This is a genomic window from Paraburkholderia phenazinium (genome assembly GCF_900100735.1).
Lineage (GTDB): Bacteria > Pseudomonadota > Gammaproteobacteria > Burkholderiales > Burkholderiaceae > Paraburkholderia > Paraburkholderia phenazinia.
In genome coordinates this window covers 24,505-38,294 of the sequence record NZ_FNCJ01000018.1, presented here as the reverse complement: position 1 = coordinate 38,294, position 13,790 = coordinate 24,505, and the positions used below count along the sequence as shown (strand labels likewise).

Genomic DNA, 13,790 nt, shown 5'->3' with positions numbered 1-13,790 from the left:
CGCGTACTTCACGCGACGCTTGCCAACCGATCCCCAGCGGCGCCTCAGAGACTTCAGATTGCCGTCAGGGTCGGCGCCACCGCCGCCGGATCGCTGATGCTCGGGCGCCCCGTTTCCACGTGACCGGCAAGGCGGCGAGCGTAGCTGCTGTCTTCATGGCTGCTGACAGTCAGGTCGTACCAATGATGGCTCGACGCCAGCACCCATGCCTCTTCGATCTCGGCGCCACCCGGCACGACGATCGTGCGCGGGCGTGCGCCATAAGCATTGTCGATCACCGTCAGGCGCGCAAAGCCGCGGCCCTTGTTGGTGAACTTCAGGAACACATTGCCGTTCGCCACGTCGTAGTGCGTGCGCACCTCCGGCAGCGACGGCCTGCCGCTTTGCGTCTGCGTTTGAGCGGCGTTACCGGCGAACTTGCGCACGAAACCGTTCGGGCCGTACACGTCGAAGGTGTAGACGCCGCTCGTCGTGGTCAGGTCGAAGGTCTCCTTTAACGACTTGCCCGCTTCGACCGTGTAGCGCCACGGACCGTCGGTGCGGTTGGTGGAGTACACGTAGAAATGCGCGCCTTGCTCGCCGGTGTTGGCCAGCTCGATCGTGAAGGTGTTCTGCGTGACGCTCACATGACCGTTCACATGCAGTTCATACGGCAGCGCACGAGCAAACCGGATACCCGATTCCTGCGGATCGAACGGACCCGGCGTCGCCGGCACGACCGGCTTCGGGTTCGTCGCGCACTGGTTGTTGGCGGTGGTGATGTAGTTGCTGGTATCCGGCAGCGGCGGCATCGTCACGTCCGGTGTGCGGAAGTCGAATGCCTTGACCAGATCGCCGCACACCGCGCGGCGCCATGGCGTGATGTTCGGCTCAAATACGCCGAAACGCTTTTCGATGAAGCGGATCACCGAGGTGTGGTCGAACACCTGCGAGCACACAAAGCCACCCTTGGTCCACGGCGAGACGATCGTCATCGGCACACGCGGTCCGAGACCGTAGGGCAGGCCGTCGGCCGTGTAGCTGCCGCCGCGCAAAGGGTTCACCACATTGTGAATCTCGCCTTCCACGCTGACGGTCGACTGGCCTTGAGCCGGCGTCGTTGCCGGTTGCGGCGGCACGACGTGGTCGAAGAAACCGTCGTTCTCGTCGTACATGACGAACAGGACCGTCTTGCTCCAGACTTCCGGATTCGACGTCAGCGCATCGAGGATGGTCGAGAGGTACTCCGCGCCATAAGCCGGGGTGTAGCTCGGATGCTCCGAGTAAGCGGCCGGCGGCAGCAGCCACGAGACCTGCGGCAGATTGCCCGCGAGCACGTCGTTCTTCAGATCGGCGATCGTGCGCACCGTTTGCGCGCGTTCGTACAGCGCGGAGCCCGGCTGCGCGTTGATGTAGTTGACGAAGTTCTGCAGGATGTTGGTGCCGTAGTTTCCGTTCAGCGGATCGTCGCCGTTAATACCCTGCTGATAGACCTGCCAGGAGATGCCTGCGGCCTGCAGACGTTCGGGGTAAGTGGTCCACGAGAGTAGCGCATACTTCGGCGGGCCATCGCCGTCCACATAGTCGTTGTTGTCGAGCAGCGGGCCGCCCATCGTGCCGCTCGGGTCCACCATGCCCGTCATCAGATACGAACGGTTCGGGTGAGTCGGGCCAGGCAACGAGCAGAAGTAAGCATCGCAAACCGTGAAGGCGTCGGCCAGTGCGTAGTGGAACGGAATGTCGCTACGCAGGTAGTAGCCCATCGTCATGTCGGTCTTGTACTGCGGCCACTGGTTATACGCGCCGTTGTTGATCGCATAGTGCGTCGGGTACCACGAGTGGTCGAGATCGCCCACGCATTGCGCGCTGGTGGTCTGCGTGTTCAGATGGAACGGCAGCACCGGTTGCGCCGCATTTTCCTTGGACGGCTGATACCACACCGGCTGCTGGCCGCCCGGCAACGGAATCGGGAAGCGGTCGTTATAACCCCGCACGCCGCGCAGATGGCCGAGGTAGTGATCGAAGGAACGGTTCTCTTGCATGAACACCACGATGTGCTCGACATCCTGAATCGTGCCGGTGCGCGAATTCGCCGGTACAGCCAGCGCATTGCGGATCGATTCAGGGAATGCGGCCAAAGCGGCGGCTGCACCAGCGGACGATGCGACGGTCTGCAGGAAACGGCGACGGCTATTTGAGGTCATTGGTTATCACCTTCTGCGGGGGAAAGATAGCGCGTCTGGCGCGCCGGGGGAATCCGGTGGTCAATTGCTGTTGCTGTTGCTGTTCTGGTCGCTGTCGCCCGGTGCGTAGTGCAGCACCGGGGCGACTTGCTGGCTGTCCGCTGCGAGGCTTGCCTGCACGCTTTGCACCGCGCTGTCCGAGGCGGCTGTCGCGGCTGTGGCAGCGGTGTCGGGCGCGCTGGTCAGCGTGGCCGATGCGCCGAACGCAGACTGTGGTGTTACCGTCGGGCTTGTTTCATGGCCTGAGGTCGGGGCCGCGGTGGGCGCTGGGTTGCCTTGATCGACGCTTGCCGAGGTGCTGTCGTCAGGACCGCAGGCGCTCAGCAAAGTGGTTGTAAGTGCAACGAGTGCGGCCGTGACCGCGACGTGCTGTCTTCTCATGTCTGCATCCTCGTTCGGGTAGCGGGATGCAGTCTCCAGCGACTTGAAGAAAATATTATGAAAGAGTGTGTAATGTTTTGGAGTCGCTAAAACGGGCATGCATTTTGTGTTTTTAGAAAGGTATTCGAAAACTTAAGACGGGAAAAACCGGAAGATTTACCGCATCCATTTGTTAAATCGGTAAGATCGGACTGCTGAATGAGAAAGTGAAAAATGACACGCATCGAACAGCCTTTCGATTCCTTCCGGCTCGGCGATGAATGGCTCGAAGCCGATGGCTTTGGCGGCTTCGCCTCGGGGACGCTCGGCACGGCGCGCACACGCCGCTACCACGCGTTGCTGCTGGCGGCCACGCATGCGCCTGGCGGGCGGGTCGTGCTGGTCAACGGCATCGAAGCGTGGCTCGAGGCGGACGGCAAGCGCTATCCCATCACCATGCAGCGTTATGTGCCCGACGTGGTGTATCCAGACGCGTCCGCGAGCCTGCTCAGCTTCGATACGCAGCCGTGGCCGACGTGGCGCTTCCAGCTCGATGGCGAGGCGGTGCTGATTGCAGAGGTCTTCGTGGCGAAGGCGAGCTGCGAAACGGCACTGCGTTGGCGCCTCGAGCACGGCGCAGCAAGCGACGAATCAAGTGATGCCGTGGCGCACCGCTACACGCTGAAAGTGCGGCCGCTGCTATCGGGCCGCGACTACCACGCGCTGCACCATGAAAACGCAGCGTTCAACTTCTACGCGGATGTGGACGATGCGCATGGCCGTGTGAGCTGGCAGCCTTACGGCGACCTGCCGGTCATCCACGCATCGAGCAACGGCACGTATGCCCATGCGCCCGACTGGTATCGCAACTTCTGCTATGTGCGTGAGCGTGAACGTGGCCTCGATTTCAGCGAAGACCTGGCGACGCCCGGCGTGTTTACCTTCTCGCTCGGCGATAACGAAGCGTTGATGATCCTGCAGGCCGGTCCTCAGCCGGGCGTCACCTCGGCAGTGGAACGCTTCAAGACGCTGGCCGACACCGAATACGCGCGGCGTAGCGGGTTCCCTTCGCGTCTGCATCGCTCGGCCGATGCCTATCTGGTGGCACGGGACGAGGGCCGTACCGTCGTCGCCGGGTTTCCCTGGTTCACCGACTGGGGGCGCGATACCTTCATCGCGATGCGAGGCTTGCTGCTGGCATCCGGTCGTCACGAGGCTGCGGAGTCGATCCTGCTCGAATGGGCTAATACGCTCTCCGAAGGGATGCTACCCAACCGCTTTCCCGACTACGGCAGCGCGCCGGAGTACAACGCCGTCGATGCCTCGCTGTGGTTCGTTGTTGCAGTGCATGACTATCTTTCGGCAGAGCAGGCGGGCGACGCCACGCGCAAGCGCTTGCAGCAGGCGGTCGAGGCGATTCTCACAGGGTACAGCCGCGGCACCCGCTTCGGCATTCGCGCCGCTGACGATGGCCTGCTAAGCGCCGGCGTGCCGGGCGTGCAACTGACGTGGATGGATGCGAAGGTCGGCGACTGGGTGGTGACGCCACGCATCGGCAAGCCAGTTGAAGTACAGGCGTTGTGGATCAACGCGCTGCGCATCGCGTCGGCGTGGAATCCGCAGTGGCAGGATCTGGCGGCGCGCGCCTCGCAGGCATTCGCGCAGCGCTTCACGGACCCGGCAAGCGGTGCGTTGTTCGATAACGTCGATGTCGACCACGTGCCGGGCGCGGTCGACCGCTCGATCCGTCCCAACCAGATTTTCGCGGTGGGGGGCTTGCCGTTTACCTTGCTCGAAGGTGCGGTGGCACGCGCGGTGGTCGAACAGGTGGAAACGCATCTCTTGACGCCGCTCGGCTTGCGCACACTGGCCCCGTCTGACCCTGCATATCGAGGACGTTACGCGGGCAGTCCGGTGGAGCGGGACGGTGCGTATCATCAAGGCACGGTGTGGCCGTGGTTGATCGGCCCGTTCGTCGAAGCATGGTTGCGCGTGCATCAACCGGATGAGGGGGCGCGAGCCCAGGCGCGCACGCGCTTTCTTGCGCCGCTGCTCGCGCACCTGGATCACGATGGCCTCGATCACGTTTGCGAAGTCGCCGACGGTGATGCACCGCATCAACCTGGCGGCACGCCGTTTCAGGCGTGGTCGCTGGGAGAATTGTTAAGAGTGAAGCGGATGCTGGCGAACGGGTAGGCTCCCCGTTACTCAAAACGCGCTACGATGTGAATCCCACCGCCAAGCTCGAAAAGCAAGGGAACGCTCCATGCCCCCGCTGCGTGCCGCCAATCTGCTCGCGACCATCGAAGGCGCCCGTCTGCACTCCCGGGAATGCGCGCACTGGCAGCGCTGGGGCCCTTATCTGAGCGAGCGTCAGTGGGGCACGGTGCGCGAGGATTACAGCCCGGATGGCACCGCCTGGGACTACTTTCCGCACGACCATGCGCGCAGCCGCGCCTATCGCTGGGGCGAGGACGGCATTGCTGGCTTCGGCGACGACAAACTCAACTGGTGCGTCTCGCTCGCGCTCTGGAATCGCCACGACACGATTCTCAAGGAGCGTCTGTTCGGTCTCACCAATGCGCAGGGCAACCACGGCGAGGACGTCAAAGAGCTGTATTTCTACCTCGACGGCACGCCCACCCATTCTTATATGCGGATGCTGTACAAGTACCCGCATGCCGCGTTTCCATACAGCGATCTGATAGAGGAAAACGGCCGGCGCGGTGCGGGCATGCCCGAATACGAAGTGCTCGATACCGGTGTGTTCGACGACTGCCGCTATTTCGACGTACAGATCGAATACGCCAAGCACACGCCTGACGACATTGTGATGCGCGTTACGGTCGAGAATCGCGCGGACCAGTCCGCCTCGCTTGACGTGCTGCCGCAGATCTGGGCGCGCAATACCTGGTCGTGGAAGGGCACGCAAGACCGGCCGTCGCTTTCCAGACAGACGGCGCGTGGCGAAACGCATCTGATCGGGCGCCAACATGGCCATGACCCGATCGTGGTCACTGCGTGGTCGAACGACACGCCCTCACTGACCTGGCTCTTCTGCGAGAACGACACCAACGTCAAGCGCCTTTTCGGCATGGATAGCGCGGGGCCGTTCAAGGACGGCATCAACGATTACCTCGTCGGCGGCGACACTCAAGCGGTGCGCACCGACACAGGCAGCAAGGCCGCAGCGCATGTGCCGCTCGAACTGGCGCCGCATGGACGTGCCGTGGTCTATTTGCGCTGGCGCCCGGAATCCGCGCCGGATGACGTGCCGCTCGACGCCGAGGCCTTGTTTGCCCGCCGCCTCGCCGAAGCCGACGCGTTCTATGCGGCGTTGCAGCACGACATGCACGATCCGGATGTGCGGCTCGTACAACGGCAGGCGCTGGCCGGCATGCTGTGGTCGAAGCAGTACTACCAGTTCGATGTGCAGCGCTGGCTCGAAGGCGATCCGGCGCAACCCACGCCGCCCGCGAGCCGCAAGCACGGCCGCAACGCCGACTGGCGTCATCTGTGCAATGCGGACATCGTCTCGATGCCCGATAAGTGGGAGTACCCGTGGTACGCGTCGTGGGATCTGGCGTTTCACGCGGCGGCGTTCGCGCTGATCGATCCGGAGTTTGCCAAGCGCCAGTTGCTGTTGCTGGTGAAGGACCGCTACCAGCATCCCAACGGTCAGATGCCTGCCTACGAGTGGGCGCTCGGCGACGCCAATCCGCCCGTGCATGCGTGGGCCGCGTGGCGGGTCTATGAAATCGACCGGGCGCTCACCGGTAAAGGCGACCGCGATTTCCTCGAACTCGTGTTTCACAAGCTGTTGCTGAATTTTTCGTGGTGGGTGAACCGTAAGGACGCCGACGGTCACAATATTTTCCAGGGCGGCTTTCTTGGGCTCGACAACATCGGCATCTTCGACCGCTCGTCGCCGCTGCCGACCGGCGGCCACATCGACCAGGCCGACGGCACCGCCTGGATGGCAGCCTACGCGCTCGATCTGATGCGGATTGCGCTGGAACTGGCGTTTGCCAATCACGTGTTTGTCGATATCGGCGTGAAGTTCTTCGAGCACTTTCTGTACATCGCCGAGGCCGTCAGTTGCGACGACGGCTGCGACACGGGCCTCTGGGACAGCGCAGACGAATTCTTCTACGACAAGCTGAGGTTGCCCGATGGCTCCAGCGAGCCGATGCGCTTGCGCTCGATCGTCGGCCTGATTCCGCTCTTTGCGGTGCATGTACTCGAAGAAAGGCTGCATGGCAGCCTGCCGTGCTTGCGCGAGCGGCTGGTGTGGTTTCTCGAACACCGTCCTGATTTGGCCAAGCTGGTGTCGCGCTGGAACGAACCCGGCAAGGGCAACAACCTGCTTCTGTCGCTGCTGCGTGGGCACCGCATGAAGGCGTTGTTGCGCCGCGCGCTCGACGAGTCAGAATTTCTTTCCGATCATGGCGTGCGGGCGCTGTCTCGGGTGCACCTCGACCAGCCGTTCGTGTTCAAGCACAACGGCGACCGCTTTTGCGTCAAGTATCTGCCGGCCGAATCGGATTCGCGTGTGTTCGGCGGCAATTCGAACTGGCGCGGACCGATCTGGATGCCGGTCAACTATCTGCTGATCGAGTCGCTTTACGAGTTTCACCGCTATTACGGTGACGATTTCCGCGTCGAGTTTCCGACCGGCTCCGGTCAGAAGTTCTCGTTGAGCGAAATTGCCGACCAGCTCGCGCGGCGCGCTACCACGCTGTTTCTCAAGGACAGCAACGGCGAGCGTCCTGTGATGGGGGCGTATCCGCTGCTGCAAGCCGACCCGCGTTCACGCGATCTCGTACTGTTCCACGAATACTTTCACGGCGACAATGGGCGTGGCGTCGGCGCCTCGCACCAAACCGGCTGGAGCGGGCTCGTCGCGCTGCTGCTGCAGCCGCGCGTGATGGGCGAAGCGGGCAACGTCCCGGCGACCGGCGAAGTTGAAGCGGCGCTGGCCACCAAGTAGGCAGGCGTCGTGCGTTGAAGAGGCAGGGCAACGGTCTGAGGCGCCTCAGAGACTCCCTGCAGGCAGACGATTCGCGACTGTTTTTGAACTGTGCGGCGGCGGGCCTGGTCTTTTATGTATTGCCACGTCCGTTCCATTGGCTTCCTTCGAGCAAGTGAACCCCATGTCGACTCCTTCGAACGCACCTGATTCAAACGCCTCCTCCGCCACCGCCGCCAATCCGGCCAACGGCGCGCAGGCCGCCCTCCCCATCGTTCCGGCCGGCAAACACCCGGCGCCGCCTTGCACGCTGGTGATCTTCGGGGCCGGCGGCGATCTCACCAAACGTCTGCTGATGCCCGCGCTGTATAACCTGACGGTTGACGGGTTGCTCGATGCGCAGATGAAGATCATCGGCGTGAATCACGGTGACGGCGAAACCGGCGCATGGCGCGATGAACTGTTCGCCGCGCTGCAACAGTTTGCCGCCGACAAAGCCAGCACCTTCCACACCTCGAAGCTCGATGACAAAGCGTGGGGAACGCTTGCGCAGCGCCTCGAATATATGAGCGGCGAATTCGAAAGCGATGACACGTATGCCAAGCTGAAACAGAAGCTCGAAAACACCCCCGGCGGCAACGTGGTGTTCTATCTCGCGGTCACCTCGCGCTTCTTCAAGCCGATTGTCGAACGCCTCGGCAAGGCCGGTTTGCTGAAAGAAGGCGACGGTGGCGCGGGATTCCGCCGCGTCGTGATCGAGAAGCCGTTCGGCACCGATCTTGCATCAGCCCGCGATTTGAATGCGCATATCCTGAGTTATGCGAGAGAGGAACAGTTCTATCGTATCGACCACTTTCTCGGCAAGGATACCGTGCAGAGCATCCTTGCCGTGCGCTTCGCCAACGCCTTGTTCGAGCCGGTCTGGCGGCGCGAGTACATCGACTGCGTGCAGATTACGGCATCCGAAACGATCGGTGTGGAAGGGCGAGGCAAGTTTTACGAGCAGACCGGCGCGTTTCGCGACATGCTGCCGAACCACCTGTTCCAGTTGCTCGGCATGGTGGCGATGGAACCGCCCAATTCCTTCGACGCCGAAGCGGTGCGCGACAAGAAGGCCGATATCTTCGACGCGATCCAGCCGTTGAAAGCGGACGACGTCGTATTCGGGCAGTACGGAAAGGGACCGGCGGGCTCGGGCTATCGCGAGGAGCCGAATGTGGCAACCGACAGCCAGACCGAAACCTATGCGGCCGCGCGCGTGTTTATCGAAAACTGGCGCTGGGCCGGCGTGCCGTTCTATTTGCGCACCGGCAAGCGGCTCGCGGCGCGCCGCACGGAGATCTCCGTACAACTGAAGGCGGTGCCGTTCAGGCTGTTTCGCGATACCCCCGTGGATGCGCTAACGCCCAACGTGCTGACCTTGCGGATCGATCCGACGCATGGCACCAGTTTCGATTTCAACGTGAAGGCGCCCGGGCCTGTGATGCAGATGGGTGCCGTGCAGTCGTCGTTCAACTATGGCGATTTTTTCGAGGAACAGCCGAATGTCGGCTACGAAACCTTGTTGTACGACTGCATGCTAGGCGACGAGACGCTGTTTCAGCGCGCCGATAGCATCGAGACGTGTTGGGCCGCCGTGGACGACGTGCTGCATCCGAAAGGCAGTCCGCTGCCCGTGTACGGCTACCCGGCAGGCAGCGAAGGTCCAGTCGAAGCGGATGCGCTGCTGGCGCGCAACGGCCACGCATGGCGTCCTTTGAGCAAGGATGCGGACGCAAAAAAGTAACGCCTAACCACACACCACCAGGGGACCACCGTGGCGACACGTAAGACTAATGTGAAAGCTAGCGTCAAGAATAGTGCTGCCGGCGCTGCTAAAAGTCCGGTAAAGCGTGCGATCGTTAAACCGGCCACCAAGAGTGCGGCGAAGAGCGGCGCTGGACGCGGCGCTAAGGCCAGCGTTAAGAGCGCCGCGAAGCGTGGCGCCAAGCCGGTCGCGAAGCATGGCGTGGAGCAGATCCTCGCCATCGATGTAGGTGGCACCGGGCTGAAGGCCGCCATCATCGACGCGCACGGCAAGATGCTCACGGATCGTCTGCGCGTGGCGACGCCGCATCCTTGCACGCCCGAGCAACTGGTCGACACGCTCGTGCAACTGGTTCAGCCGCTGCTTGCCGAGCATCCGCCGACGCGCATCTCGATCGGTTTCCCGGGCGTGGTGCGTAACAACCGCGTGCTGACTGCGCCGCACTTCGGCAACGAGGGTTGGCACGATATCCCGCTCGCCGAATCGCTGGCCACGCGGTTGGGCGGCTTGCCGGTGCGCATGATCAACGACGCCGAGGTGCAAGGCTTCGCCGTCATCGAAGGTCACGGCATCGAATTCGTGCTGACGCTTGGCACCGGCGCGGGCACGGCGCTGTTTCGCGACGGCGAGTTGATGCCGCATCTGGAACTGGCGCATCACCCGGTTAGCAAGAACCGAGCTTACGACGAATACATCGGCGACGCGGCGCGCATGAAGGCGGGCAACAAGCGCTGGAATCGCCGCGTCGAGAAGGTGATCGGCATTCTTGCGTCGTTGGTGAACTATGACAAGCTCTGGATTGGCGGTGGCAATGCCGCGCGCCTGACCTTCAAGTTGCCGGACAACGTGGCCGTTGTTTCGAACGACGCGGGGATTGAAGGGGGCGCGAAACTCTGGCATCCGCGCTCGTTGCGCGAGACCCGGCAACTGCCGGAAGCGACTCAGCGCACTGGCGTGTTCAAATGAGGTGCGTGCGCAACAGTTCGTTGCGCACGCAAGCGGCATACAAGCCGAATACACGCATTAACGCGCGGCGTCGCCCCAGCGGTACTCGTGCGTCGCATCGTCGAGTTGCGCCTTGAGCTCGGCATCGAGCGTCAGGTCGACGGCACTGAGCGTGTCCGTCAGTTGATCGGGGTTGCTCGCGCCGAGGATTGCCGAGGTAATCAGCGGATTCGCCAGCACCCACGCAACCGAGGTTTTCGTCAGCGAGGTGCCAGCCTTCTCGGCAATCTCACGCAGCTTGTCGATGGTTTCGAATTCGCGCTGATGCCAGTAGCGCTGCTGATACACCTCGCCGGCCTTGCCGACCGTTGCCGTAAAGCGGCCGGACGAAGGCTGCGTGTCGTGCCGGTGCTTGCCGGTCAGCAGACCGCCAGCCAGCGGGTTGTACGGCATCACCGCGAGCTGTTCTTCACCGGCTAGTGGCAGCAACTCGCGCTCGATTTGCCGGAACAGCAGGTTATAGCGCGGCTGCACGGAGACGAAGCGGGCCACGCGCAGTACATCGGCGCGTCCCAAGGCCCGCGCCAGGCGGTACGCCAGAAAATTCGAAACGCCCACATAGCGCGCCTTGCCCGAACGCACGATCACATCGAGCGCTTCCAGCGTTTCGTCGAGCGGAGTCTCCTGGTCGTCGGAGTGCAACTGGTACAGGTCGACGTAGTCGGTACCGAGACGGCGCAACGAGGCGTCGATCGCATCGAGCAGATGCTTGCGCGAGGCGCCCTGGTCCCACGGCGACGGTCCAACCTTGCCCACCGCCTTGGAGGCGACGATAAAGCGCTCGCGTTTGCCCTTCAGCCAGCGTCCGACGATTTCTTCGGTGCGTCCCGCGAGATCTTCGCCGCCGCCTAGCGGGTAGACGTCGGCCGTGTCGATGAAGTTGACGCCGGCTTCCGCCGCTTTGTCGAGGATGCGATGCGAAACGGACTCTTCGGTTTGCAAGCCGAAAGTCATCGTGCCGAGACACAGACGTGAAACGCTCAGGCCAGTGCGGCCGAATTTACGGTATTGCATGGTGGACTCCGCGAGAGGAACAAGGCTGCCAGATGCGTGAAGCGAAAAGCATAGCGCTTATCGCGGAGTCGCGTTGGCGGGGTGGCAAGCGGCGCGGCGCGTGCGGTGTCCGCCTACGCCTCAGTCGGGCACAGCCGCAGCGGCCGGTTCAGCGGCCGGCTCGACCGTGTGCGGCTGCTTGCCAAAGCGCATCGCCACCACGGCGAGGCAGACGGCCGAGAAACCGCCGAGCACGATAAACACATCGCTCGTAGAGAGCAGGCTGGTCAGCACTGCGCCGATGCAGGGCGCAACGAACTGCATGCACATCCCGGCAGACTGCAGCGTTGCGCTGGCGCCCGCGACCTGGTCCGCGAGCCGCCGGGCAATAAACAGCCGGCACTCGACTCTGAAACGCGCACCCGCGAGGCCAGTCGCAAAGAACGCAGAGGCCAGCATCAGTTCGGCCGGGCGCAACGGCAGCCGGAAGATCCCGCCAATTGCGATGAACAGGGCGCAGGAGGCGAAGGCAGGCGCGAGCAGCGTGCCCAGACCGGCTTGCTTCGCGTTGCGCCCCATTGGCAACAAACTGCCGAGCACGCCGCCCAAGGCAGAACAGGAGACTAGGATGCCGAGCACGGATTTGTCGAACCCCTGGTTGCGCAGCATCAGCGGAAACTGATTGTTGACGGCTGCGGCCAGCGCAAAGTAAATGCCGACGCATAGCAGCAGCGGCATGATAGGGCCGCCGAAGCGCACGCGCGGAGCCGCTTTCCCGGTGTCGGAGGTGGATGCAGCAGGCGCCGTTTTGGCACGCGACGCCGAGGCGAGCATCATGACGATGGCCGCCGCGATGAAGACGATCGACACCAGCATCGTGCGATTGTCGCCGGCCCACGCGCCGACGATGCCACCGACCGCCGGCGCGCAGATTTTCGCCATGCTCTGTGCCAGGTTCAGCAGCCGGAACGCGCGGCTTTGCTGCGCTTCTGCGACGCTAGTGGTGACGTACACGGTCTCGGCCGGATCGGTAAAGCCGAGCGCCGCCGATTTCAGCGCGACAACCAGCAAAAAGGTGACGAAATTGCCGACCCAAAGCAGCGCTGCGGTCGTGCCCAGCGTGAGCGCGAGAGCGACCACCAGAACCCGCGTACCCGCATAACGCTCGCAGACCCGGCTGATGCTGCGCGTCAGCAAAATCGGCGGCGCCAGCAAGGCCGCGCTGAGGATGACCAGATCGAACGGATTGGCGTTAAAACGAAAGGTGGCGATGTTGAGAATCGCGAGAAAGTTAATCCAGCCACCAAAGCTCGCAAAGAAACTCCCGGTGAGGAAGGTATAGAAGCGGCGATTGCTCGACATATTCACTCTCAGTATGTTTGTAGATCTAAAGCTCGCCGCGGCCCGTGCTAAAACAGCAGGACGCAACAATGCCTTCGAAGCATTTCGAATAGTTAGATGAGGAATACTAAAAATATGGATGAGACGGCGCGAACCCCGGATCGCTCAAGGGTTCGATGCAGTTTGCCAACGGGTGTTACGGGTAACGCGGATCTTGCCGATCGTCGATGAGCCGGGGTTTAGAACAACGCCGGTTGTTGAGCGTTGACCATTGGCACGACGTTGAGTTCGTCGAGCCGCAGGCGCGCCTTTGCGAGATCGTGAAGCACTTGCCTTTGCAACCAGGTTTCAGCGCCGCCGCCGAACGCCTTGTCGAGTCGCAGGGCCATCTCCGGGGAGATGCCTGCCTTGCCGCTCAACAGATTGGTTAAAGCCTGCCGACTGACGCCCAGAACCAGCGCACCCTCGGTGACGGTCAAATTGAACCGCTCAAGGCAGTTCTGCCGGACGGTAATGCCCGGGTGGATGAATTCTGAATCGGCCATGGACTGAACAATATCGACGAATACAGTGTTCGTCAACTGACAAGCGCTGCTTGTCATCTGGCGTGCTTGTCCCGCCAGACTTTGCCGAAATGCACCGACATCCACAGTCCGAGCGACAGCGCACCGGCGAGCGGCGCAATCAGCTCGGGCGTGAGCGCCAATGTGAATGGGTGGAGCGAAAACAGGTAAAGAGCCACCAGCAGATTAAAAAATCCCCACAGAAAGTTGACGGATGCCGAGGAGTCGCCGACGCCATGTGGTTTGGCAAAGGGAGTGGGAAACGGCATGCCCTGCAGGCCTGCGATCAGGTGGGGGAGGCAATTGCAGAGAAAGGCCCCGGCAAAAAAAGCGGCGACGTAGTGCATGAGATCACTTGAGGGAAAGAGTGGAAATCCGCCGGGCGCCGTAAGCGTCGGGCGCGGCAAGACTGCTTTCATGCCGCTGACAAGAACGGCAATGCAAACAGTCGAACACGGCCGGCGTGTGTAGATATGCGAGGATATCCTCGCATACGATATTAGAGGGTACCCTCGCATAAGTCAAACCTC

Annotated in this window: 10 protein-coding genes; 4 read left to right on the top strand and 6 right to left on the bottom strand. The window is 62.4% G+C overall.

Going from position 1 to position 13,790, the window contains the following annotated elements; all coding sequences use genetic code 11:
• Window positions 1-53: 53 nt before the first annotated feature.
• Both BLQ92_RS30240 and BLQ92_RS30235 read right to left on the bottom strand, forming a co-directional pair.
• Entirely contained in the window at window positions 54-2,183 is a 2,130-nt protein-coding gene (locus tag BLQ92_RS30240) for a phosphocholine-specific phospholipase C (RefSeq protein WP_090690752.1), read from the bottom strand.
• Between the two features lie 60 nt (window positions 2,184-2,243).
• Window positions 2,244-2,603, bottom strand: coding sequence for a hypothetical protein (locus BLQ92_RS30235; RefSeq protein WP_090690750.1), 360 nt, complete (start codon window positions 2,601-2,603; stop codon window positions 2,244-2,246).
• Window positions 2,604-2,816: 213 nt separating this feature from the next.
• Here BLQ92_RS30235 and BLQ92_RS30230 point away from each other — a divergent pair, with 213 nt between their 5' ends.
• The 4 genes from BLQ92_RS30230 to BLQ92_RS30215 all read left to right on the top strand — a co-directional run bounded on the left by BLQ92_RS30230 (window position 2,817) and on the right by BLQ92_RS30215 (window position 10,324).
• Window positions 2,817-4,778, top strand: coding sequence for an amylo-alpha-1,6-glucosidase (locus tag BLQ92_RS30230; RefSeq protein ID WP_090690748.1), 1,962 nt, complete (start codon window positions 2,817-2,819; stop codon window positions 4,776-4,778).
• 70 nt (window positions 4,779-4,848) lie between these two features.
• On the top strand, window positions 4,849-7,572 hold the full coding sequence (locus BLQ92_RS30225) for an MGH1-like glycoside hydrolase domain-containing protein (protein ID WP_090690745.1): 2,724 nt from the start codon (window positions 4,849-4,851) through the stop codon (window positions 7,570-7,572).
• A 163-nt stretch (window positions 7,573-7,735) separates the two neighbouring features.
• Entirely contained in the window at window positions 7,736-9,337 is a 1,602-nt protein-coding gene (gene zwf / locus BLQ92_RS30220; protein ID WP_090690742.1) for a glucose-6-phosphate dehydrogenase, read from the top strand.
• A gap of 222 nt (window positions 9,338-9,559) precedes the next feature.
• Window positions 9,560-10,324 carry an ROK family protein gene (locus tag BLQ92_RS30215; RefSeq protein ID WP_090691180.1) on the top strand — a complete coding sequence of 255 codons (765 nt, stop codon included), beginning with the start codon at window positions 9,560-9,562 and terminating at the stop codon, window positions 10,322-10,324.
• Between the two features lie 57 nt (window positions 10,325-10,381).
• On the opposite strand, the gene BLQ92_RS30210 is transcribed toward BLQ92_RS30215, so the two are convergent.
• The 4 genes from BLQ92_RS30210 to BLQ92_RS30195 all read right to left on the bottom strand — a co-directional run bounded on the left by BLQ92_RS30210 (window position 10,382) and on the right by BLQ92_RS30195 (window position 13,607).
• Window positions 10,382-11,377, bottom strand: coding sequence for an aldo/keto reductase (locus BLQ92_RS30210; RefSeq protein WP_090690739.1), 996 nt, complete (start codon window positions 11,375-11,377; stop codon window positions 10,382-10,384).
• Between the two features lie 120 nt (window positions 11,378-11,497).
• Window positions 11,498-12,718, bottom strand: coding sequence for an MFS transporter (locus BLQ92_RS30205; protein ID WP_090690736.1), 1,221 nt, complete (start codon window positions 12,716-12,718; stop codon window positions 11,498-11,500).
• Window positions 12,719-12,936: 218 nt separating this feature from the next.
• Entirely contained in the window at window positions 12,937-13,242 is a 306-nt protein-coding gene (locus BLQ92_RS30200; protein WP_090691177.1) for a HigA family addiction module antitoxin, read from the bottom strand.
• A gap of 53 nt (window positions 13,243-13,295) precedes the next feature.
• Window positions 13,296-13,607: a hypothetical protein gene (locus BLQ92_RS30195; RefSeq protein ID WP_090690731.1), complete on the bottom strand. Its 312-nt coding sequence runs from the start codon at window positions 13,605-13,607 to the stop codon at window positions 13,296-13,298.
• Window positions 13,608-13,790 lie beyond the last annotated feature (183 nt).

Coding starts and splice junctions, on each gene's coding strand:
- BLQ92_RS30200 (WP_090691177.1), bottom strand. CDS start 13,242: ATGGCCGATTCAGAATTCATCCACCCGGGCATTACCGTCCGGCAGAAC.
- BLQ92_RS30235 (WP_090690750.1), bottom strand. CDS start 2,603: ATGAGAAGACAGCACGTCGCGGTCACGGCCGCACTCGTTGCACTTACA.
- BLQ92_RS30240 (WP_090690752.1), bottom strand. CDS start 2,183: ATGACCTCAAATAGCCGTCGCCGTTTCCTGCAGACCGTCGCATCGTCC.
- BLQ92_RS30210 (WP_090690739.1), bottom strand. CDS start 11,377: ATGCAATACCGTAAATTCGGCCGCACTGGCCTGAGCGTTTCACGTCTG.
- zwf (WP_090690742.1), top strand. CDS start 7,736: ATGTCGACTCCTTCGAACGCACCTGATTCAAACGCCTCCTCCGCCACC.
- BLQ92_RS30205 (WP_090690736.1), bottom strand. CDS start 12,718: ATGTCGAGCAATCGCCGCTTCTATACCTTCCTCACCGGGAGTTTCTTT.
- BLQ92_RS30225 (WP_090690745.1), top strand. CDS start 4,849: ATGCCCCCGCTGCGTGCCGCCAATCTGCTCGCGACCATCGAAGGCGCC.
- BLQ92_RS30230 (WP_090690748.1), top strand. CDS start 2,817: ATGACACGCATCGAACAGCCTTTCGATTCCTTCCGGCTCGGCGATGAA.
- BLQ92_RS30195 (WP_090690731.1), bottom strand. CDS start 13,607: ATGCACTACGTCGCCGCTTTTTTTGCCGGGGCCTTTCTCTGCAATTGC.